Here is a 21288-nt window from a genome sequence, read left to right as displayed (position 1 = left end):
TCGGTTGTGCGAACGACCGCGGACGCGACCGCGAAGCAGCCCGCGCGCCCGCGCCGCCCCCGCCCTCAGTGCCCGCGCGACGCGAGCATCTCGAGGATCTGCTGGTGCGTGCCGTCGCGCTCGGACCACCGGAGCGGCTGCACGTTCTCGACGAGGATCTCCGGGGACGCCCCGGACTCCAGCAGCGAGACGACTTCGTCCGTGAACGCGTCGAGCTCCATCCCGCCGAAGTCCGCGCCGCCCATCAGGTCGGTCTTCACGGCCGGCGGCACGAGTTCGAGGACGGAGACCGACGAGCCGACGAGTTGCTGCCGGAGGGCCTCGGTGTACGCGTGCACGCCGGCCTTGGTGGCGCTGTAGGTCGGCGTCGCGGTGAGCGGCACGAACGCGAGGCCCGACGAGACGGTCACCACGGTGGCGGACGGTCGGGTGAGGAGGTGTGGCAGGAACGCGGCGATGAGCCGGATGGTCCCGACGAGGTTCGTCTCGACGGTGGCGAGCGCGTCGGGGAGGTGGTCCGGGGAGCGGAGGTCTTCGTTCCGCATGATCCCCGACATCGTGACCAGGGTGTCGAGCTCGGGGTACCGCTCGAGGACGGACGCCGCCGCCGCGGTGATCGAGTCCGCGTCACTGACGTCGACCTCGACGGTGCCGAAGCCGTACTCGTCGTGCAGGGACGACAGGAGGGCGGCGCGGCGTCCGCCGATGACGACGGTGCTCCCGGCGGCCTGCAGCCGCTGGGCGAGGGCGAGTCCGAGGCCGGAGGTCGCTCCGGGGATGAAGACGGTGCTGTTCGTGATGTCCATGACGACCACGATGTCCGAGTGGCGAGGACGCAACCAGAGCGCGCTCATCGGGGGACCGGCGATCCCTGGCACGCGGGCTCGAAGCGGGGCAGGATCAGGGGCATGGACCGTGCCGCACTCGCCGACTTCCTCCGCCGTCGTCGGGAACTGCTGCGCCCGGAGGACGTCGGGCTCGGCACGGGACCCCGACGGCGGACCCCGGGCCTCCGGCGGGAAGAGGTCGCCGCCCTCGCCGGGATGAGCGCCGATTACTACACGCGGCTCGAGCAGCAGCGCGGACCGCAGCCGTCCGAGCAGATGGTCGCGGCGATCGCCCGGGCGCTGCGGTGCAGCCTCGATGAGCGCGACCACCTGTTCCACCTCGCCGGGCAGAACGCTCCGGTGCGCCTGCACCGCTCGGACCACGTCGACCCGGCGATCCTGCGGGTGCTGGACCGGCTCGAGGACACCCCGGCGATCGTGGTGAGTCACCTGGGCGAGACGCTCGTGGAGAACCGGCTCGCGGCTGCGCTCCTCGGCAGCTCGGTGGGGCTACCGGGCAACGAGCGGTACCAGGCGTGGCGCTGGTTCGTGACGGGTGAGGAGCTCGCGAAGTACGCGCCGGAGCAGCACGACCGGCTCGCACGGGTTGTCGTCGCGTCGCTCCGGGCGTCGGTCGGCCTGGCGGGCCCAGGGGATCGCCGGGCGACCACGCTCATCGCCGAGCTCGAACAGCGGAGCCCGGCGTTCCGCGAGGTCTGGGCGCTCCACGAGGTCACGAGCCGGTGGTCCGACAACAAGACGATCGTGCAGCCCGAACTCGGCCGCATCACCGTCGACTGTCAGGTGCTGCACACCGACGACCAGGCGCAGGCACTGCTGCTGTTCACGGCGCCTCCGGGCTCCGAGGACGCGCAGAAGCTCGAGCTTCTCGGCGTCCTCGGGCAGCAGGTCTTCAGCGAACAATGACCCGCTCCCGCCTCGTGCGTGGGCCCGACTGGTCACTGCAGAGGGCTGCGACTCGGTTAGCATGGACGAGCAGGACGCTTCGAGCCTCCCGCACCCAGCCAACGCCCCGCTCACCCGCGGGGCGTTGTGTCGTTCGGGGCCGCCACGGATACCAGGGGCGGAGGCGGAGACCAGACGTACTCCTGAACGGTGATCTGCCGGACCCGCCGCACCACTGCTGCGACGGCCTTCTCTGCCCGGAGGTCTCGCTCGACGACCGTCGCGTTCCGGTTCAGGAAGTACGTCGCGAAGTCCGCCGCCTGCAGCAGCCGACTCTCGTGGGAGGGACCGAAGTACATGGTGTCGGCAATGCGGGTGAGCGGGTGGTTCGTGTAGCCCGGCACCTTGGCGAGCTTGAAGTCACGAAGGCTCCGGCGTGCGCCTGCCGCGGAATGGTGCTCGTCCGCCAACACCAGACCCAACTGGTCCGCCTCATCGAGCCCAGCCAGCCTGCGGTCGACCTCTTCCAGGAGCTGCCCGAGGGTCAGGAGGTGTGCTGGGTAGGAATCCTCCCCGTACCGCGATCGCTGTGCGACGAGGTCGACGCCACGGAACACGAACACACCGGACGATCGGGACAGCGCGCCGGCGACCAGCCGCGCGGCCTTCACCCGCCAGCCGAGCGGCACTCCGCGCCACGCCCCCTTGCCATGGAACATGTCGACCGCGTGGAACTCGGCAGACGGATCGAAGGTGGGGATGGCCCGCGCGACGAGCACCGCGATCTCGTCGAGGGCCCGTTCGATCGACCTGACTGCCTCGGCATCGACGATCAGCGCACCGAAGAAGTAGTAAGCGTCATCGCGCGCGGATTCGTCGATGAACACGAGTCGCATCAGCGAACCATACCGGAACACTGCAGGTGATACATCAGACCGAACCAGAGGTAGCACCGCGTCACACACTTGGGCGCGTGCGGTATACCGTGCCTATGGTGGGCGGGTGAGCACTCCCCGCGTGTACGTCATCCACGAGAACCCCGAGTGGTTCCCGCCGCTCGCCGCCGCCTTCGAGGCCGAGGGCGTGCCGGTCGAGGAGATCCTCCTCACCGAGGGGCAGATCGACCTCGGGGCCGACCCGGAGCCCGGCGTGTACTGGAGCCGGATGTCGGCGAGCTCGCACACGCGTGGGCACGAGCACTCGAAGGAGTACACGCGTGCGGTCCTCGGCTGGCTCGAGCGTGCCGGCCGTCAGGTCGTCGGCGGCAGCCACGTGCTCGAGCTCGAGGTGTCGAAGGTCGCCCAGCACGGTCTCCTGCGGGGGGCCGGGTTCGACGTGCCCCGCACCACCGCGGTGTTCGGCACGACGACGCTCAAGCAGGCGGCAAAGGACTTCACGGGCGGGCAGGACGTGCCCTTCATCACCAAGCACAACCAGGGCGGCAAGGGCCTCGGCGTGCGCCGGTTCGACTCGCTCGCCGAGTTCGACGCCTACGTCGACTCGCCGGAGTTCGAGGAGCCGGTCGACGGCATCACGCTGCTGCAGGAGTACCTGACGGCCCGCGAGCCGTTCATCACCCGCGTCGAGTTCGTCGGCGGCGAGTTCGTCTACGCCGTCCGCGTCGACACGAGCGCCGGCAGCTTCGAGCTCTGCCCCGCCGACGCGTGCGAGGTCCCCCAGGCCATCGCGGGCGCTGTCTGCGACGTCCCCGGGACCGAGACGGCCGGCGCCCCGCCCGCGTTCAGCGTCCGCACCGAGGTCACGAGCACCCACCCGCTCGTCCAGCAGCTCCGCACCTTCCTCGCCGACCAGCGCATCCAGATCGCGGGCGTCGAGTTCATGGAGACCACCGACGGTCGCACGGTCGTCTACGACATCAACACCAACACGAACTACAACCCGGCCGTCGAGGAGTCCGCGCCGGCCTCCGGCCCGCGTTCCATCGCCGCGTACCTCGGTGGCCTGCTCACCGCGGAGTACGCGACCAGCGCCGTCGCGACGCGGCCCACGGTCTAGAACGCGAGAACCACCGGACTGGAGGCCCGTGGCGGCCCCGCCACGGGCCTCCAGTCCGTCACCCGGCCCCACCAGGGCACTCCCCACCTCCCCACCTCCCCACCTCCCCAAGGAACCCCACCCCGTGCGATTCGGATACTGGACCCCGCTCTTCGGCGGCTGGCTGCGCAACGTCGACAACGAGCACATGCCGGTCACGTTCGACTACGTGAAGCGCCTGGCGCAGCGCGCCGAGCGCATCGGCTTCGACCTGACGCTCGTGCCGGAGCTCAACCTCAACGACATCAAGGGCACCGCGGCGCCGAGCCTCGAGGCGTGGTCGCTCGCTGCGGCCATCGCCGCGACGACGGAGCGGCTCGAGATCATGGCGGCGATGCGCCCGGGCTACCACCTGCCGGCCGTGACGGCGAAGCAGGCGGCGACGATCGACGACATCTCCGGCGGCCGGTTCACCTTCAACGTCGTGAGTGCGTGGTGGGCGGAGGAAGCGCGTCAGTACGGCGGCATCTTCTCCGAGCACGACGACCGCTACAAGCGCACCGCGGAGTTCGTCGAGATCATGAAGGGCCTCTGGCGGGAGACCCCGTACTCGTTCTCGGGCGAGTACTACGACATCCAGAACGCGCACCTCGAGCCGAAGCCCCGCGTCACGCCGCGCATCTACGCCGGCGGCGAGAGCGAGGCCGGCAAGGCGAGCATCACGCACTACGCCGACGCGTACGTCACGCACGGCGGCACGGTCGAGGAACTCCGGACGAAGATCGACGAGATGAAGCGGCGCCGCGACGAGGCGGGGCTGCCGCCGTTCGAGGCGTTCGGGATGGCCGCGTACGTCATCGTGCGCGAGACGGAAGCGGAAGCCCAGGCCGAACTCGCGCGCATCACCGACGTGCAGCACGGCACGGCCTACGAGTCCTACCAGGACTTCATCTCGAAGTCGCAGCTCGAACACGTGCCGTCGCTCGAGGACTACTCGGTGTCGAACCGCGGCCTGCGCCCCGGTTTCGTCGGGACGCCGGAGCAGGTGGCCGACCGCATCAAGGAGTTCGAGGACGCCGGTGTCGACACGCTCCTGCTGCAGTTCTCCCCGCAGCTCGAGGAGATGGAACGCTTCGGCGAGCAGGTCATCCCGCTCGTCCGGCCGTCGGTGGCTCTGTCCGCCGGGGCCACGTCCGGCGGGGCTGCGTCCGGCGACGCCACGTCCGTCGGGGCTGCGTCCTGATGGCGGTGGAGGACGGCTGGGCGTTCGAGACCCGGCAGATCCGGGCCGGCTTCACGGCGGACCCGGGGTTCGGCGCCAACGTCCCACCGATCGCGCAGAGCGCCGGGTTCGTGTACCCGTCCGGCGAGGACGCCGCCGACCGGTTCATGCTCAACGCCCCCGGTCACACGTACTCGCGGGTGAACAACCCGTCGGCGGCGGCGCTCGAGCGTCGGATCGCGGACCTCGAGGGCGGTGTCGGCGCACTGGCGCTCGCCTCCGGGCAGGCGGCGACCACGCTGGCGGTGCTCGGCCTCGCCCGCGCCGGCGACCACGTCGTGTCGAGCGCCTCGTTGTACGGCGCGACCTACACCCTGTTCGCGTCGACCCTGCGGGACCTCGGCATCGCGTTCACGTTCGTACAGGACCCGACCGACCTCGACGAGTGGGCTGCGGCCGTCCGACCGGAGACCCGGGCGTTCTTCGGCGAGTCGATCCCGAACCCGCGCGGCGACGTCCTCGACTTCGCCGGGGTGGCAGGCGTCGCGCACGAGGCCGGGGTCCCGCTCATCGTCGACAACACGATCGCCACGCCGTACCTCGTCCGGCCGATCGAGCACGGGGCGGACATCGTCGTGCACTCGGCGACGAAGTACCTCGCCGGCCACGGCAGCGCCATCGCGGGCCTCATCGTGGACAGCGGGAACTTCGACTGGTCGGCACAGGCCGCGAAGTACCCGCAGCTGACCTCGCTCGACTCCGGGTTCGCGAACACCGACTTCGCCGCGAAGTTCGGACGCCGGGCGTTCATCCAGCGCACCCGCTCGAAGCTCGCCGCCGACCTCGGCCCGGCGATCGCGCCCTTCACCGCCTTCCTGGTCCTCCAGGGCATCCAGACCCTGTCGCTGCGGATGGAGCGGCACGTGTCGAACGCGGCCGCCGTGGCCGCTTGGCTCGACGGGCACGACCAGGTGCGCGGCGTGCACTACGCGGGCCTGCCGTCGTCGCCGTGGCACCACCTGCAGCAGCGCTACGTCCCTGCCGGTCCCTCCGCGGTGCTGGCCTTCGACCTCGACGGCGGGGTCGAGGCCGGTCGTCGGTTCGTGGCCGCGCTCGAGCTCTTCGACCACGTGTCGAACATCGGCGACGTGCGGTCGCTCGTCGTGCACCCGGCATCGACCACGCACGTGCAGATGACCTCGGCGGAGCGGGCGGCCGCCGGCGTCGGGGACGGGCTCATCCGGCTGTCGATCGGCCTCGAACACATCGACGACATCACCGCCGACCTCGCACGGGGCTTCGCCGCAGCAGCTCCGGGCGTCTCCGCCGCCGCATCGGGATAGGTTGGGCGCATGACCACGCTGGCCGCACCGACCCGCGTGCGGACGCGCGCCCCCGGCAAGATCAACGTGTACCTGTCCGTCGGGGCGCTGCAGGACGACGGCTACCACGACGTCGCGACGGCCTACCAGGCGGTCTCGCTGTACGAGGACGTCTCCGCCGAGCTCGCCGACGACTTCTCGGTCGCCTTCACCGGCCCGATCGACACCAGCGCGGTGCCCGTGGACGAGTCGAACCTCGCCATCCGGGCCGCACAGCTGGTGGCGGACGCGTCCGGGTACCGCGGCGGGGTCCGCCTGACGATCGACAAGCAGGTCCCGGTGGCCGGCGGCATGGGCGGCGGATCGGCGGACGCCGCGGCGACGCTCCTCGCCGTGGACACCCTGTGGGGGACCGCCCTCGGCCGAGAGGAACTGCTCCGGCTCGCCGCCCAGCTCGGCGCCGACGTGCCGTTCGCCTTCGCCGGCGGCACCGCGGTGGGCACCGGACGCGGCGACGAGCTCAGCCCGGCGCTGGCGAAGGGCGAGTTCCACTGGGTGCTGGCCCTCAGCGACGACGGGCTCTCCACCCCGGCGGTGTACCGCGCCCTCGACGAACACCGGGAGCGCTACCGGGCCGACATCGCCCCGGCGCCGACGACGCCCGTGGTCGAGGCGAACGTGCTGCAGGCCCTCCGCGCCGGCGACCCCGAACTGCTCGCCGACTGCGTGCACAACGACCTGCAGGCGCCGGCGATGCGCCTCCAGCCGTCGCTGGCGTCGACGCTCGAGATCGGTGAGAAGGCCGGCGCGCTCGCGGGGCTGGTGTCCGGCAGCGGGCCGACCGTCGCGTTCCTGGTGGCCGACCGCGACACGGCGCTCGAGGTCCAGGTCGAACTCAGTGCCGCCGGCATGGTCGCGGTGCGTGCCGCCGGCCCCGTGCACGGCGCGCGCGTGGTGCACTGACCGACAACCGCGTCAGCGGCGCACGAACTCCGTGATGACCACGGTGCCGGTCGTCCAGTGCGCCTTCGTGGTGAAGCCGTGCGCGGCGAGCACCGACGCCGTCTCCGGTTCGATGTCCCGCGCCTTCACCGTGCCACCGACGAACCACACCGTGTCGATGTCGTCGAGCCGGTTGGGGATCGTGCTGGCGAGGTCGCCGGTCTGGTTCCACAGCACGCCCGCCTCGGCACCGACCTTGCGCACACCGAGGTCGGTCATGCCGGTGAACGCCGACGGGTAGGACACGCGGATGATGTCCGCCGTCGTGCCCGGGTGGCCGTAGACGCTGCCGAACACGACCCCCTCGTCCGCGTCGACCCGGTTCGCGCTGCGTTCGGCCGTGATGATCGAGGCCGCTCGCGCCCACGTCGAGCCCTGCTTCGCGAGCGGCTCCTTCACGGCGACGGCGGTCGGGACCGACAGCACGAGGACCACGGCGACCGCACCGGCGAGGAGCGCCTTCGGACGGACGAACGTCAGCGCGAGGGCGGTGAGCAGGGCGACGAACGGCAGGCTCAGCGTCGCGTACTTCGGGGAGTAGAGGTGCTTGCCCATCGCGGTGGCGAGCACGAGGGCCGCGGTGGGGAGGACGACCAGCGGCACCGCGACACGCACGGCCTGGGCCCGGACGAGCGCTCGCACCGACGGGGACCGACGGTGCGCCTCGACGAGCACGGCCGCGACACCGAACACCATCAGGGTCCAGGCGACCGCCGCGTACAGGCCGACCGAGCCGAACCAGGCGGTGGCGAAGACCTGGTCACCGGTGCGGTCGCCGATGCCCGCGATCCACGACACCTGCTTCGACTGGGACGCGATCTCGACCACGACCGGTGACACCGCCACGGCGGCGATCCCGGCGGCGACGGCCCAGCGGAGCAGCGCACCACCCGTGACGAGCGGTGCCCCGGGGAGCACGGACGTCCGGTGGACCGAAGCCCGTCGGACCTCGAGACGGCGGACCGCCATGGTCCAGAGCAGGGTCACGGCGTGCGCCGCCACCGCGAGCGACAGGTACACGTTGAACGTCACCGCGACGAGGGCGAGTGCGCCGTACGCCACCCACCAGTGCAGGCTGCGTCCGCTCCGGCTCCGACGGACGGCCGTCAACCCGACCAGGGTGAGGCAGACCGCGAGCGTCGTGATCGTGGCGTACGGACGGCCCTCGGACCCGGCCCACTGCACGCGGGGGAGCGCGAGGAACACCAGGCCGGCGGTGATGCCCAGTCGTCGTCCGCCGAGTCGTCGGCCGAGTGCCACGACGAGTCCGGCGGCGACGCCGATGGCGAGGGCGCTCGGGAAGCGCAGGGTGAAGGGCGTGTACCCGACGAGCCAGAACCACACGTGCATGAGCGAGTAGTAGAGCCCGTGCACGGCGTCGACGCTCTGCAGCTCCGCCCACAGCTGGGACCAGGTCCGCTGTGCGCTCGTGACCGTCGCGGCTTCGTCGTACCAGAGCGACGGGACCCAGGCGAAGGCCGCGGTGACGAGCACGCCGAGCGCACCGATCGTCAGTTCGGGCGTCCGGACGACGCTGCCCGCCATGCTCGATCCGAGCGCACGCACCCTCGACCGGACCGGCGCCACACCCGCGGATGCGGGGACGCGGATCGTGCCGGTGGGTGGTGCGTTCACGGTGTGGACGGTAGCCGGACCGGCTGGGCGAGGACCCGGGGTCGTCGCTGCCGTCTCTGAGAGTTCCGGATGCCGGTATGGTGCGAACACCATGACGAAGCTCCGCATCCGCGACGCCGCGCGGTACCTCGGCGTCAGTGACGACACCGTCCGTCGGATGGTCGACGGCGGCACCTTCACCAGGTCGTCCGACGCCTCCGGCCGGACGGTCGTGGACGGGCGTGAACTCGCTGCCCACATCCGCGGGCGCGGGGCCCAGCTCGACGACCCGTCGGGGACGAGGAGCTCTGCGCGGAACCGGTTCGTGGGGATCGTCACCGACCTCGTCGTGGACGGCGTGATGGCGCAGGTCGAGCTGCAGAGCGGCCCGCACCGCATCGTGTCGCTCATGAGCGCCGAGGCGGTCCGAGACCTCGGGCTCGAGGTCGGCGCGGTCGCCGTCGCGTCGGTGAAGGCCACGATGGTGTCCGTCGAGGTCCCCGCCGAGGCAGCGGAATGACCGGCGACACGGCCAGCAGCGGCCCGGCCCCGGCCAGCAGCGGCCGAGTCCCCGCCAGCAGCGCCCCCGCCCGCAGCGAGGTGTCGGCAGCGCGTCGCCGGCTGACCTCCCGCACCGCCGCGCTCGAGGGCGCCGGGGAGCGAGCCGTCCGTGCCCTGGCCGACGCGCGCGTCCTGGTCGTCGGCGCCGGAGGACTCGGCGCGCCGGTCCTCACCTACCTCGCCGGCTCGGGGCTCGGCCGGGTCACGGTCGTCGACCACGACGTCGTCGACACGTCGAACCTCGCACGCCAGACGCTCTTCGCCGCGGCGGACGTCGGTCGGTCGAAGGCCGAGTGCGCTGCGGAACGGGTGCGCGGCGTCGACCCGGAGCTCGAGGTCGTGGCGCTCGCCGAGTCCTTCCGTCCCGAGCACGTCGCCGGGCACGACGTCGTCGTCGACGCGGCCGACAGCGTCGAGGTCACCCGTGCGATCTCGGACGCGTGCGCCCGCGCGGGTGTGCCGTTCGTCTGGGGCACGGTGCTCGGGCTCGACGGGCAGGTCTCGGTGTTCCATGACAGTGGTTCGGAGCCGATCGACTTCCACGACCTCCACCCCGACGCACTTCCTGACGAGGGGTCGTGCGCGCTCGACGGCGTGCTGCCGGCACTGTGCGGTGCGATCGGGTCCTTGATGGCCGCACAGGTCACCGCGCTCGTCGCCGGGATCGGCGAACCCCTGCTCGGACGGGTGCTCACCGTCGACGCCCGACGGTGGCGCTGGACCGAGAGCCCGCTCCGGCGTGGCCCGGCATCCCGGCGGCCGCTGCCGACGGTCGACGACGCGCCGCCGCGGATCGCCCCGTCGGCGCTCGCGGAGCAGCTGGCGGGGTCCGGGGACCGTCCTGTCCTCGTCGACGTCCGCACGCCGGCGGAGCACGCCACCGGGATCATCTCCGGCAGTGTCCTGCCCGCGGACCTCGACGATGGTGCTCCGGTCGTCGTGGTCTGCGCCAGCGGGGTCCGGGCGACGGCCTGGGCCAGAGCGGCGCGTGCCGAGGGCCGCGTGGCGACGGTGCTCGACGGCGGCATCGAGGCCTGGCGGCGTGAAGGACAGCCGACCGCGTCCATCTGAGACGCATCTGCGGTTACGATCGGGGCATGACGACGCACACGCGGAGACCCATCGCCCTGATCACCGTTGCCGCGTGCGCCGTCCTCGTCCTCGCGGGATGCGCGACGGCCAGCCCCGGAGCAGGGGAGACCACGACCAGCAGCGCCACGACCGGTCCGACCGGGAAGGTCACAGTCTTCGCCGCGGCGTCCCTGCAGCAGACCTTCACGACGCTCGGTGAGCGCTACGAGCACGCCCACCCCGGCACCACGATCACGTTCTCCTTCGCCGGCTCGAGCGACCTCGTCACGCAGATCCAGAACGGCGCCCCGGCCGACGTGTTCGCCGCCGCCGACGAGGCGACCATGGACGAGCTGGAGGGGACCGACATCGCTGCCGGATCGGCGCGTGACTTCGCCACGAACGTCCTCGAGATCGCCGTGGCGCCGGGCAACCCGAAGCGGATCACCGACCTCGACGACCTGACGTCGTCGGACCTGCAGGTCGTGACGTGCGCGGCCCCCGTGCCGTGCGGAGCGGCGACCGCGAAGGTCGAGCACGCAGCGAGTGTCGACCTCCGGCCGGTCAGCGAGGAGCAGTCCGTCACCGACGTCCTCGGCAAGGTCGAGTCGGGCCAGGCGGACGCCGGACTCGTCTACGTGACCGACGTCCGAGGAGCCGACGGCAAGGTCGACGGCGTGCCGTTCGACGCGGCTCGCAAGGCCGTCAACACGTACCCGATCGGCGTGCTGCGGGACGCGGCGAACCCGGAGCTCGCCACGGCGTTCACGGCGTACGTCCGCTCCGCAGCCGGACGGAAGGTGCTGACCGCCGCCGGCTTCGGCGCACCCTGACCCATGAGAGCGACCCGCACGGCCCCGACCCGCACGGCCCCGACCCGCGCGGCTCCGACCCGCGCGGTCCGCACACCCGTCCCGTGGTGGCTCCCCGTCCCCGCGGTCCTCGGTGGGCTCTTCGTCGTCGTGCCCGTGCTCGCGATGGTCGGCCGCGTCGACTGGTCGTCGTTCGGCGCCCTCGTCACGTCCCCCGCGTCGCTGAGCGCCCTCGGGCTGAGCCTCGGCACGGCGGCGGCAGCGACCGGGATCGCCTTCGTGCTCGGCTACCCGCTCGCCGTGCTCTTCGCCCGGTCGACCTCGCGGTGGGTCGGGATCGCCCGTGCGCTGGTCCTCCTGCCGCTCGTGCTCCCGCCGGTCGTCGGCGGGCTGGCGCTCCTCGCGGCGTTCGGCCGACTCGGCGTCCTCGGGGCGTTCCTCGACGAGCACGGGCTCCGCATCGCCTTCACCACGACGGCGGTGGTCATCGCACAGACCTTCGTCGCGATGCCGTTCCTGGTGTCCTCGATCGAGGGCGCGCTCCGCGTCGGCGGGGACCGGTACGAACGGGTCGCCGCGACGCTCGGCGCGGGTCCGACGCGCACGTTCCTCACCGTCACCACCCCGCGGGTCCTGCCCGGCATCCTGTCCGGCCTCGTGCTCTGCTTCGCACGGGCGCTCGGTGAGTTCGGGGCGACCCTCACCTTCGCGGGCAGTCTGCAGGGCGTGACCCGGACGCTCCCGCTGGAGATCTACCTACAGCGCGAGATCGACCCGGACACCGCCGTCGCGCTCGCGTTGGTCCTCGTGGTCGTCGCCCTCGTGGTCATCGGTGCGTCCACCCTCCGCACCCGGACGGTCATCGCGTGACCGGCGGACTGCGCGCCCACGTCGTCGTCCCCGAGCGCGACGTCGACGTGCGCCTCGAGATCGGCGCCGACGAGTGCGTCGCCCTGGTCGGCCCGAACGGCGCGGGCAAGTCGACGGTCGTCGAGGCGCTGGCCGGGCTCCTGCGCTCGCGTTCCGGCGAGGTCCTCCTGGGCGGACGCGTCCTCACCGACACCCCGGCCCACCGCCGCGGCGTCGGCCTGGTCGCGCAGCGCGCCGACCTCTTCCCGCACCTGTCGGTCGCCCGCAACGTCGCCTACGGTCCACGCGCGTCCGGTTCCGGCGGCCTGGAGGCGCGCCACCGCTCCGCAACGGCCCTCGCCGACGTCGGGGCGGCCGGCCTGGCAGACCGGGCGCCGGGGACCCTCTCCGGCGGGCAGGCGCAGCGCGTCGCCATCGCCCGGGCGATCGCCACCGACCCGGCCCTGCTGCTCCTCGACGAGCCCACCTCGGCGCTCGACGTCGACGCCCGCGCCGAGGTCCGCGCGGCCCTCCGCACCGCCCGCGCCGGCCGTCCGGCGCTCCTCGTCACGCACGACCCGCTCGAGGCCGTCGCCCTCGCCGACCGCATCGTCGTGCTCGAAGCCGGCCGCGTCGTCGAGTCCGGTCCCACCGCCGTGGTCCTCGGCCGCCCCACGAGCACGTTCGCCGCCGCGTTCTCCGGGCTGACGCTCGTCCGCGGAACGGCCACGGCGGGTGGGATCGCACTCGACGGCGGCGGCGAGCTGGCGTCGACGACCGGCACCGCGCCTCCCGGCCGCCCCGCCCTCGCCGCCTACCACCCGACGGCCGCCGTCCCGAGCCGGACCGGTGACGGGCCGGAGCGCGTCGTGACCGCACTCGAAGCGCGCGACGGACTCGTCCGCGTGCGGGCCGGTGACCTCGTGGCGGACGTCACCGTGGCCACCGCGGCCCGGCTCGCCCTCGCCCCGGGCGAGACGATCCGGATCGCCGTGGCCGCCGCCGAGGTGACGGTCTACGAGCCGACCGGTGCGAAGATGTCCTGATGAGCAACTGGATCGCCAAGGCCTGGCCCGTCGGGGTCCCCGTCATCGCGGCGATCGTGCTCGTGTTCTCGTACGGACGGTACGGCCTCGGGACGTTCGTGGTGGTGCTCGTGGCCGTCGTCCTCGCCGGTACCGTGTTCGCTGCCGTGCACCACGCCGAGGTCGTCGCCCACCGGGTGGGGGAGCCGTTCGGGTCCCTCGTGCTCGCCGTCGCGGTGACGATCATCGAGGTCGCGCTCATCATCGCGCTGTCGAGCTCGGGCGGGGCGAAGGCCGAGACCCTGGCACGCGACACCGTGTTCTCGGCGGTGATGATCACGATGAACGGGCTCGTCGGGCTCGCGATCCTCATCGGGACGATCCGGCACAACACCGTCCGCTTCAACCAGGAGGGCGCGTCCGCCGCGACGATGACCGTGGCGGCCCTCGCCGTGCTGACCCTCGTGCTGCCGACGTTCACCACCGGCACCGACGACTCGTCGTTCACAGGCGCGCAGCTGGTCTTCGTGGCGCTGGCGTCCCTCGCGCTCTACGGCCTGTTCGTCGTCACCCAGACCGTCGACCACCGTGACTTCTTCCTGCCCGTGAACCGCACCGGCGGCGTCCTCGAGGAGTCCGAGGACGCCCACGCCGCACGCCCGACGAGCCGCGCCACCATCCGGTCGCTCGGCCTGCTGCTCCTCGCGCTCGTCGCCGTCGTCGGTCTGGCGAAGGTCGAGTCGCCCGCCATCGAGGCCGGCGTCGCCGCGGTCGGCTTCCCGCCGTCGTTCGTCGGCGTGGTCATCGCGCTCCTCATCCTGCTGCCCGAGGGCATCGCTGCGTCGAAGGCCGCGGCGCGGAACCGGATCCAGACGAGCCTCAACCTGGCGATGGGGTCCGCGATGGCCTCGATCGGGCTGACGATCCCGTCGATCGCGGTGGCGTCGCTGTTCATGCCCGGGACGCTGCTGCTCGGCCTCGGGTCGGCGCAGATCGTGCTGCTCGCGCTGACGATCGTCGCGTCGGTGCTCACCGTGCTGCCGGGTCGGGCGACGCGGCAGCAGGGCGGGCTGCACCTGGTGATCTTCGCCGCGTTCATCGTGTTGTCCGTCTCGCCGTAGCGCGGGGTTGCGCGCGGCGTGGGCTGGGGGCGGGGGCTGTTCCGCGCGTAGTGGGTCGTTCCGCGCGTAGGAGGCTGTTCCGCTCGTAGGAGGCCGTAAATTCCTGCACCCTATGCGCGATTCCGCTTCCTACTGCAGGCGCTATGGGCAGAACTGCTCGTGGGGAGCGTCGGGAGCGCAGCGATGGGAAGCGGGGTCGGCGGGGCGCCGAGGCTGTTCCGCGCGTAGGGGGTCGTTCCGCGCGTAGGAGGCTGATCCGCTCGTAGGATGCCGGAAATCCCTGCACCCTATGCGCGATTCCGCTTCCTACTGCAGGCGCTATGGGCAGAACCGCTCGCGGGGAGCGCGGGGAGCGCCGGGAGCGCAGCGATGGGGAGCGGGGTCGGCGGGGCGCCTGGGCTGTTCCGCGCGTAGGGGGTCGTTCCGCGCGTAGGAGGCTGTTCCGCTCGTAGGAGGCCGGAAAATCCTGCACCCTATGCGCGATTCCGCTTCCTACTGCAGGCGCTATGGGCAGAACTGCTCGAGGGGAGCGCCGGGAGCGCAGCGGCACCCGGCGGGCAGCGCACGGCGGAGCGCTCAGCAGCAGGCGCCCGGCAGCGCCACCACGGGGTCAGCCGCCGGCGAAGGGCGGCATGACGTCGACGACGGCGACCCCGGCGAGGGACGTCGTCCGGTCGCGGGTCGTCACACCGTCGACGAGGTACGAGCACCGCTCCTGCAGCGTCGACCACCGTGCCGGATCGGCAGCGTCGACGGCACGCAGCGCATCACCGAGCACGGCGCCACCGGACACGGCGCCACCGAGCACGGCGCCACCGGGCACGGCGCCACCGAGCACGGCACCACCAGCACCAGCACCAGCACCCGCACCCGCACCAGCACCACCACCAGCGCCAGAGTCGGTACCGGCACCCCCGGAGTCCACCTCGACCTCGTCCACGCCGACCGCAGCCCGCGCGGCCGCGAAGAACCGCAGCGTCGTCATCCTCAGCCGCCGATCGCGCTCATGCCCCGCGTCGGGTGCACGAGCTCGTCGCTGTCGTCCCCGTGGTCCCGCGGCTTCGCCCACATCGCCAGGCGCCAGAGTTCGGCGACCTCGTCGTCGGTCGCGCCGGCGCGCATCGGGCCGAGCACGTCGGTCTCCTCGTCGGAGAACAGGCAACTCCGGACGTTGCCGTCGGCGGTGAGGCGTGTGCGGGTGCAGTCGGCGCAGAACGACTCGGTGATGCTCGCGATGATGCCGATGGTGCCGAGTTCGGCACCGACGCTGCCGTCCGCCGAGCGGGCACGGACCCGGAAGCGTTCGGCCGGCGCACCGTCCCGCGGGGCGTCGTCCGGCACGAGGGCGAACGACTCCGAGAGCATCGCGCGCGTCTCGGCGGCGGTGATCATCGACGTGCGGTCCCAGGCGTGGTCGGGGTCGAGCGGCATCTGCTCGATGAACCGGAGCTCGTAACCACGGTCGAGGCACCACTGCATGAGGTCCGGCGCGAGCGTGTCGTTCACCCCGCGCAGCAGGACCGCGTTCACCTTGATGTCGAGTCCGGCCTCGTGCGCGGCCGACAGCCCGGCGATGACCTTGTCGAGGAACGGTCGCCGGGTGACGGTGGTGAAGACGTCGGGGTCGACGGTGTCGAGCGACACGTTCACCCGTCGGAGTCCGGCGGCGTACAGCGCCTGCGCACGGTGTGCGAGGCCGATCGCGTTCGTGGTGAGCGACAGCTCCGGCGCGTCGGGGAGCGCGGCGCAGCGGGCGATCACGTCGACGAGGTCGTGCCGCAGCATCGGCTCCCCGCCCGTGAACCGGACCTTGCGCACACCGAACCGCTCCGAGCCGAGGCGGACGAGCCGCTCGATCTCGGTCGCGGTCATCAGGGCGTCGTCGGGGGCGAAGGGCAGACCGGCAGCGGGCATGCAGTACGTGCAGCGGAGGTTACAGCGCTCGGTCAGCGACACCCGGAGGTCCACGGCCCGGCGCCCGAAGCGGTCGACCAGCCCGGCAGCGTCACCGGGGGTCGCACCGGGGGTCGCACCGGGGGTCGCACCGGGGCGCGACGGGTCGCCGCCGGTCGAACCGAGCAGGGTCGCGGGTGCCATGAGCGTCAGCGTACGGGGTCGAGTCGCCGGAACGACAGCAGCCGCCCCCACCGCACCCAGTCCGCCCGTCGGGTCCGGACGAGCGTGACGACGACGATGACGAGCACCGCCGCCGCGAGCCACCACCGGTACGCGTCGACGGAGGGCCACACCCCGCGCAGTGCGATGGCGAGCCCGATCGACAGCCACTCCCACCGGCCGGAGAGCACGACGAACGGGATGAGCAGCAGCGCGTACCAGGGGTACCGCGGACTCACCGCGAGGAACGTCACGCCGATCACGAGCACCTCGCCCGACCACGGCCGCGCGGGGTCGACGAGCCGCCAGGCCACGAACGCCGCCAGCAGGACGAGGAGCCCCACCACGACGGTCGCCGCGTCACCCGTGAACACCAGCGACACGAGCGCGAACCGGGAGCCGTCCTCGTAGCCCTCCTCGGACAGGTACCCCGGCAGGTAGCCGAGCACGTCGAGTCCGGTGGACAGCACGTACGGCACGTAGAGCAGCCCGAACACGGCGATGCCGACGGGGATCGCCCACCAGTTCCGCCAGCGTCCGAGGAGCGGCGGGTAGACGATCGCCGGGATGAGCTTCGTCGCCGTCGCGGCACCGAGTGCGATCCCGCCCCAGATCGGCCGGCCGAAGGCGACGAGCACGACGCCGGCGGTGGCCAGCGCGGCGCCGACGACGTCGACGTGCGAGTTCGTGACCGCCTCGGAGGCGACGAGCGGCGACCAGGCCCAGAGCGCCGCCCACCACGTCGGGCGCCCGACCCGACGCAGGACGGCGACGAGTCCGAGCGTCACGCCGAGGGACACGAGCAGTCCGGCGATCTGGAACGGCATGTACTGCGCGGTCGCGGGGACGAACGCACGGACCACCGCGAACCAGAGCTGCGCCATCGGCGGGTAGATCGTGGTGACGTCCGGCCGGTTGATCGCCGTGCAGTGGCCGTTCGCCCCGTCGCCGAGCCCTCGGTACCGGGGCTTCAGCGGGTCGCAGGTGCCGTCCACCTTGTCCGGGAACAGCCAGTCCGGTCGCAGGTGCGCCAGCGCACCGGACTGCGGCGTGTGCGCGTACGGGGAGACCCCGGCGTGCTGCACGATCCCGTCCCAGGCGTACCGGGCAGAGTCGGTGCTGGTGTTCGGTGGCCCGACGATCGCCGCGAGACCGATCACCACGGCCCCGCCGATCACGAGCGAGGTCATCCAGCGGGCGGGCACGAAGCGGAGCGCGAACACGGCTCCGGCGAAGACGGTCCAAGCGATGAGCGTCCACGCAACGAATGGGGAACGATGACCGGACCGGAGGAACCCCAGATGCGTGATGCCGACGGCGATGACGCCCGCCAGGGCCAGCACGCCGACGACGGCCAGCACGGTCGGCAGGAGTCGGCCGGGGCGGAGTCGGTTGCGCATGATGCGACGAGGCTAGCGGCGGTCCGGGGGCTGTTGCTCGACGCACGGTCGGCGATGGCCTCCCCGAACCGGAACGCCCGGTCGGCGGTCGTCCTCGGACGGCTGCTCGGGATCGCGTTCCTCGTCTGCTTCGGCACCGGGCTGTTCAGCCACTTCCTGCAGGATCCGCTGCCGGGCATGCGGTTCCCGACCCGTCCGGCGCAGCTCTACCAGTTCACGCAGGGCCTGCACATCACCGCGGGCATCGCGATCATCCCGTTGCTCGTCGCCAAGCTCAACACGGTGATGCCGGCCCTCGTGCAGGTCCCGCCGGTGCGCGGTGTGCTGCACCTGCTGGAGCGGCTGTCGATCGCGGTGTTCGTGTCGGCCGCACTCGTGCAGGTCGCGACCGGCCTGGTGAACACGTACCAGTGGTACCCGTGGCCGTTCCCCTTCCGGCAGGTGCACTACGCCCTGTCGTACGTGCTAATCGGGTCCCTCGTGCTGCACATCGCGACGAAGCTGCCGATCATCGCGCGCTACTGGCGGAAGCGCGACTCGTACGACCAGGACGGTCGGTTCGTCGCGGACCGCACGGTGGGCAGCGAGCTGCTGCCACTGGGCCTGGAGGAACGGGGCGACGCCGCCCCGCAGCCGCCGGCCGCGCAGGTGGCCGGTCCCTACCCCCGCGGCCTCACCGGCCGTGTCCTCCGCTGGGTCGACGGCGTTCCCGCCCCGACACCGCAGGCCGACGTGCCGGCGGTGAGCCGCGCCTCCAGGCCGGCACCGGAGGCGACCCAGGGCCGACGTGAGCGGATCGCCCGGCGGGGCTTCTTCGCCGGCGTGACCGCGGCCACCGTCGGGGTCGTGGTGCTCACGGTCGGCCAGTCGAGCCGGCTCGGTGAACCGCTCAACGTGTTCGGTGCGCGTCAGCGGCACCGTGGTCCGAACGACCTCCCGGTCAACCGGACCGCCCGCGCAGCCGGTGTGCTCGCGACCGCGACCGCCGCGGACTGGACCCTCACGGTCGTCGGCCGCGACGTGACCCGCTCGTTCTCACGTGCCGAACTCGTGGCGCTCGGCACGGCCGAGGCCGACCTCCCGATCTCCTGCGTCGAGGGCTGGAGTCAGATGGCGCGCTGGCGGGGCATCACGATGCGCGACCTCCTCGCCACCGTGCAGGCCGAGCCGGGCTCGCACGTGCGCGTGACGAGCCTCGAGCGGCACGGCGGCTACCGCGTGATGGACATGGGGCCCGAGTACGCCGAGGACCCGACCACCCTGGTCGCGCTCGAGCTGAACGGGCAGAAGCTGGACCTCGACCACGGGTTCCCGGCGAGGATCATCGCTCCCGGGCGGCCGGGCGTGCTGCAGACCAAGTGGATCGAGAAGATCGAGGTGATCGCATGAGGGCCGCACGCATCGTGCTCGTCGTGGTCGGCGTGCTGGTCATCGCGTTCGGGGCGTACGTCCTCGTGACGACCGTGCGGCCGAACCGGATCTGGGGCCTGGCGACGTGGCTCGTCGCCGCGGTCGTGCTGCACGACGCGATCCTGTCGCCGTTCGTCGTCGCCGTCGGACTCCTGCTGCGCCGGAGCGGACGGTCCCTCCCACCCTGGGTGCTCGTCGTCGTGCAGGCGGCCGTGGTGCTCGGCAGCGTCCTCGCGCTCGTGGTCCTGCCGGAGATCGCGGCGAAGCACCACGGCCAGAAGAACCCGACCGTGCTGCCGTTCGACTACGGAGCGCGGCTGCTCGTCGTCGAGGGCGTCCTGCTGCTCGTCGTCGTGGTGGTGCTGGCGGTCGGGGTCGTCCGGGCTCGCCGCCGGTTGGTCCCGTCGACTGGTTGACCCTGACCACTGGTTAACCCTGACCACTGGTTAAAGGGACAACCATTCGGTAGAGTGGCGGCATGACCGACGAGACCCCGTGGCTCACCCGCGAGCAGCTGCGCGCGTGGATGAAGCTCGTCGCCGTCATGGAACTCCTGCCGGCAGCGCTCGACCAGCAGCTCCAGCGCGACGCCGACCTGACGCACTTCGACTACATGGTCATCGCGATGCTGTCCGAGACGGAGTCCCGCACCCTCCGGATGTCGGCGCTGGCATCGGCGACGAACGCCTCGCTGCCCCGGCTGTCGCACGTGGTGTCGCGGCTCGAGAAGCGCGGGCTCGTCTCGCGCTGCCCGTCGACCGACGACCGCCGCGCGACCGACGTCCGGCTGACCGACGCCGGGTACGCGACCATCGTCGACGCGGCCCCCGACCACGTCCGCACCGCTCGCCGCGTGGTCATCGACGCGCTCTCCGAGGAACAGGTCGGGCAGCTCGACGGGATCGCGGCGGCACTGCTCACCCGGCTCGACCCGGAGGGCCGCTTCGCCGCGCCGACGTACCCGCGCGACGACGACGACACCGCGATCTGCGAAGCCCGGCTCACCGGCACCGCGACGGACTGAGCCCGCTGCCGCTGCAATAGGCTCGCCGCATGACCGACCCCGCCGCGCCGTCCGACACGTACTCCTACCTCGGACCCGCCGGCACGTTCACCGAGGCCGCGCTCAAGCTCGTCGACGCCGCGGCCGGCAAGCCCTGGCGGAGCGTCAACAACGTCGGCGAGGCACTCGACGACGTCGTCAGCGGCCGGTCGGTCGGGGCCGTGATCGCCATCGAGAACAGCGTCGACGGCGGGGTCAGCGCCACCCAGGACGCCCTCGCCCGGATCCCCGGCGTGCGGATCGTGGGGGAGTACCTCGTCCCCGTCGACTTCGTGCTCGTGGCCCGGCCCGGCACCGCGCTCGCCGACGTCCGTACCGTGAACGCGCACCCCGTGGCGTACGCCCAGACGCACCACTGGCTCGAGGCGAACGTCCGCGGCCACGGGCACATCCCGGCGTCGTCGAACGTCGCCGCCGCGGTCGCCCTGCTCGACGAGCACCCCGTCGCCGACGCCGCCGTCGCCCCGCCGGGGATCACCGACCACTACGCGCTGTCGGTGCTGGCGTCGTCGATCGGCGACAACGCGTCGGCGGTCACCCGGTTCGTCCTGGTGTCGAAGACGGTCGCGCTGCCCGAACCGACCGGCGCCGACAAGACGAGTGTCGTCGTCGAACTGCCCGCCGACCACCCCGGAGCCCTCGTGGACATGCTCGAGCAGTTCGCGACGCGGGGCATCAACATGGGGTTGCTGTCCTCGCGGCCGATCGGTGACGAGCTCGGTCGGTACCGGTTCGTCATCGACCTCGACGGGCACGTGCAGGACGAACGCGTGGCGGACGCGCTGCTCGGCCTCCGTCGATTCAGCCCGCGCGTGACGTTCCTCGGCTCCTACCCGCGCGCCGACGGCGTGCGCCCAGAGGTGCCCGCGCGCTACTCGGACGCGGCGTTCGTCGAGGCCCGCGACTGGCTGCGCGCGATCGTCTCCGGCGAGCCCGACGCGCGCTGACCCGCGCGCGCTGACCCGCGCCCGCT

The 21288-nt window shown here is 72.3% G+C and carries 21 protein-coding genes; 15 read left to right on the top strand and 6 right to left on the bottom strand.

Annotated elements, in window-relative coordinates; translation table 11 throughout:
- Positions 1–65 precede the first annotated feature (65 nt).
- A complete protein-coding gene (locus DEJ28_RS14500; RefSeq protein ID WP_111117511.1) occupies positions 66–806 on the bottom strand; it encodes an SDR family oxidoreductase in 741 nt (246 codons plus the stop codon).
- A gap of 102 nt (positions 807–908) precedes the next feature.
- Between DEJ28_RS14500 and DEJ28_RS14495 the strand changes: the two genes are divergently transcribed.
- Positions 909–1754, top strand: a complete 846-nt coding sequence (locus DEJ28_RS14495) for a helix-turn-helix transcriptional regulator (RefSeq protein WP_111117504.1) — start codon at positions 909–911, stop codon at positions 1752–1754.
- Between the two features lie 110 nt (positions 1755–1864).
- On the opposite strand, the gene DEJ28_RS14490 is transcribed toward DEJ28_RS14495, so the two are convergent.
- Positions 1865–2629 (bottom strand): DUF3800 domain-containing protein, encoded by a 765-nt coding sequence (locus DEJ28_RS14490; protein WP_111117505.1) that lies wholly within the window; start codon positions 2627–2629, stop codon positions 1865–1867.
- A gap of 106 nt (positions 2630–2735) precedes the next feature.
- Between DEJ28_RS14490 and DEJ28_RS14485 the strand changes: the two genes are divergently transcribed.
- The 4 genes from DEJ28_RS14485 (at position 2736) to DEJ28_RS14470 (ending at position 7235) form a co-directional block, all read left to right on the top strand.
- Positions 2736–3749, top strand: a complete 1014-nt coding sequence (locus tag DEJ28_RS14485; protein WP_111117506.1) for an ATP-grasp domain-containing protein — start codon at positions 2736–2738, stop codon at positions 3747–3749.
- Between the two features lie 124 nt (positions 3750–3873).
- Complete coding sequence (locus tag DEJ28_RS14480; RefSeq protein WP_258368286.1) at positions 3874–4971, top strand: LLM class flavin-dependent oxidoreductase; 1098 nt, start codon at positions 3874–3876, stop codon at positions 4969–4971.
- Complete coding sequence (locus tag DEJ28_RS14475; protein WP_111117411.1) at positions 4971–6293, top strand: O-acetylhomoserine aminocarboxypropyltransferase/cysteine synthase family protein; 1323 nt, start codon at positions 4971–4973, stop codon at positions 6291–6293. Before DEJ28_RS14480 ends, DEJ28_RS14475 begins: the two co-directional genes overlap by 1 nt.
- A gap of 9 nt (positions 6294–6302) precedes the next feature.
- A complete protein-coding gene (locus DEJ28_RS14470; RefSeq protein ID WP_111117412.1) occupies positions 6303–7235 on the top strand; it encodes a 4-(cytidine 5'-diphospho)-2-C-methyl-D-erythritol kinase in 933 nt (310 codons plus the stop codon).
- A 12-nt stretch (positions 7236–7247) separates the two neighbouring features.
- Here DEJ28_RS14470 and DEJ28_RS14465 read toward each other — a convergent pair whose 3' ends face one another.
- On the bottom strand, positions 7248–8909 hold the full coding sequence (locus DEJ28_RS14465) for a glycosyltransferase family 39 protein (protein ID WP_111117413.1): 1662 nt from the start codon (positions 8907–8909) through the stop codon (positions 7248–7250).
- 91 nt (positions 8910–9000) lie between these two features.
- Here DEJ28_RS14465 and DEJ28_RS14460 point away from each other — a divergent pair, with 91 nt between their 5' ends.
- Genes DEJ28_RS14460 through DEJ28_RS14435 form a run of 6 tightly spaced genes read left to right on the top strand, consistent with a single transcriptional unit; the run spans position 9001 to position 14327 of the window.
- Positions 9001–9408: a TOBE domain-containing protein gene (locus DEJ28_RS14460; RefSeq protein ID WP_111117414.1), complete on the top strand. Its 408-nt coding sequence runs from the start codon at positions 9001–9003 to the stop codon at positions 9406–9408.
- Entirely contained in the window at positions 9405–10520 is a 1116-nt protein-coding gene (locus tag DEJ28_RS14455; RefSeq protein ID WP_111117415.1) for a ThiF family adenylyltransferase, read from the top strand. The genes DEJ28_RS14460 and DEJ28_RS14455 overlap by 4 nt, the downstream gene beginning before the upstream one ends.
- A gap of 26 nt (positions 10521–10546) precedes the next feature.
- Entirely contained in the window at positions 10547–11353 is an 807-nt protein-coding gene (gene modA / locus DEJ28_RS14450) for a molybdate ABC transporter substrate-binding protein (RefSeq protein WP_111117416.1), read from the top strand.
- Between the two features lie 3 nt (positions 11354–11356).
- Positions 11357–12202: an ABC transporter permease gene (locus DEJ28_RS14445; protein WP_111117417.1), complete on the top strand. Its 846-nt coding sequence runs from the start codon at positions 11357–11359 to the stop codon at positions 12200–12202.
- Complete coding sequence (locus DEJ28_RS14440) at positions 12199–13227, top strand: ABC transporter ATP-binding protein (RefSeq protein WP_220034681.1); 1029 nt, start codon at positions 12199–12201, stop codon at positions 13225–13227. Before DEJ28_RS14445 ends, DEJ28_RS14440 begins: the two co-directional genes overlap by 4 nt.
- Entirely contained in the window at positions 13227–14327 is a 1101-nt protein-coding gene (locus DEJ28_RS14435) for a calcium:cation antiporter (protein WP_111117418.1), read from the top strand. The genes DEJ28_RS14440 and DEJ28_RS14435 overlap by 1 nt, the downstream gene beginning before the upstream one ends.
- A gap of 610 nt (positions 14328–14937) precedes the next feature.
- On the opposite strand, the gene DEJ28_RS14430 is transcribed toward DEJ28_RS14435, so the two are convergent.
- From DEJ28_RS14430 to DEJ28_RS14420, 3 genes are read right to left on the bottom strand one after another with little or no spacing between them, the layout of a single operon-like run.
- Positions 14938–15312: a hypothetical protein gene (locus DEJ28_RS14430; RefSeq protein ID WP_111117419.1), complete on the bottom strand. Its 375-nt coding sequence runs from the start codon at positions 15310–15312 to the stop codon at positions 14938–14940.
- Positions 15313–15314: 2 nt separating this feature from the next.
- The gene (gene moaA / locus DEJ28_RS14425) at positions 15315–16424 is read right to left on the bottom strand and encodes a GTP 3',8-cyclase MoaA (RefSeq protein WP_111117420.1); all 1110 of its coding nucleotides are present in this window, start codon (positions 16422–16424) and stop codon (positions 15315–15317) included.
- A 5-nt stretch (positions 16425–16429) separates the two neighbouring features.
- Positions 16430–17842: a glycosyltransferase 87 family protein gene (locus DEJ28_RS14420; protein WP_111117421.1), complete on the bottom strand. Its 1413-nt coding sequence runs from the start codon at positions 17840–17842 to the stop codon at positions 16430–16432.
- A 54-nt stretch (positions 17843–17896) separates the two neighbouring features.
- Between DEJ28_RS14420 and DEJ28_RS14415 the strand changes: the two genes are divergently transcribed.
- The 4 genes from DEJ28_RS14415 to pheA all read left to right on the top strand — a co-directional run bounded on the left by DEJ28_RS14415 (position 17897) and on the right by pheA (position 21262).
- Entirely contained in the window at positions 17897–19231 is a 1335-nt protein-coding gene (locus tag DEJ28_RS14415) for a molybdopterin-dependent oxidoreductase (RefSeq protein ID WP_111117449.1), read from the top strand.
- The gene (locus DEJ28_RS14410; protein WP_111117422.1) at positions 19228–19668 is read left to right on the top strand and encodes a hypothetical protein; all 441 of its coding nucleotides are present in this window, start codon (positions 19228–19230) and stop codon (positions 19666–19668) included. Before DEJ28_RS14415 ends, DEJ28_RS14410 begins: the two co-directional genes overlap by 4 nt.
- 62 nt (positions 19669–19730) lie before the next feature.
- Positions 19731–20276 carry a MarR family winged helix-turn-helix transcriptional regulator gene (locus DEJ28_RS14405; protein WP_111117423.1) on the top strand — a complete coding sequence of 182 codons (546 nt, stop codon included), beginning with the start codon at positions 19731–19733 and terminating at the stop codon, positions 20274–20276.
- A 29-nt stretch (positions 20277–20305) separates the two neighbouring features.
- Positions 20306–21262, top strand: a complete 957-nt coding sequence (gene pheA, locus DEJ28_RS14400) for a prephenate dehydratase (RefSeq protein WP_111117424.1) — start codon at positions 20306–20308, stop codon at positions 21260–21262.
- Positions 21263–21288 lie beyond the last annotated feature (26 nt).

It is taken from the genome of Curtobacterium sp. MCPF17_002 (assembly GCF_003234115.2).
Lineage (GTDB): Bacteria > Actinomycetota > Actinomycetes > Actinomycetales > Microbacteriaceae > Curtobacterium.
This window is presented reverse-complemented; position numbering and strand designations above follow the sequence as displayed.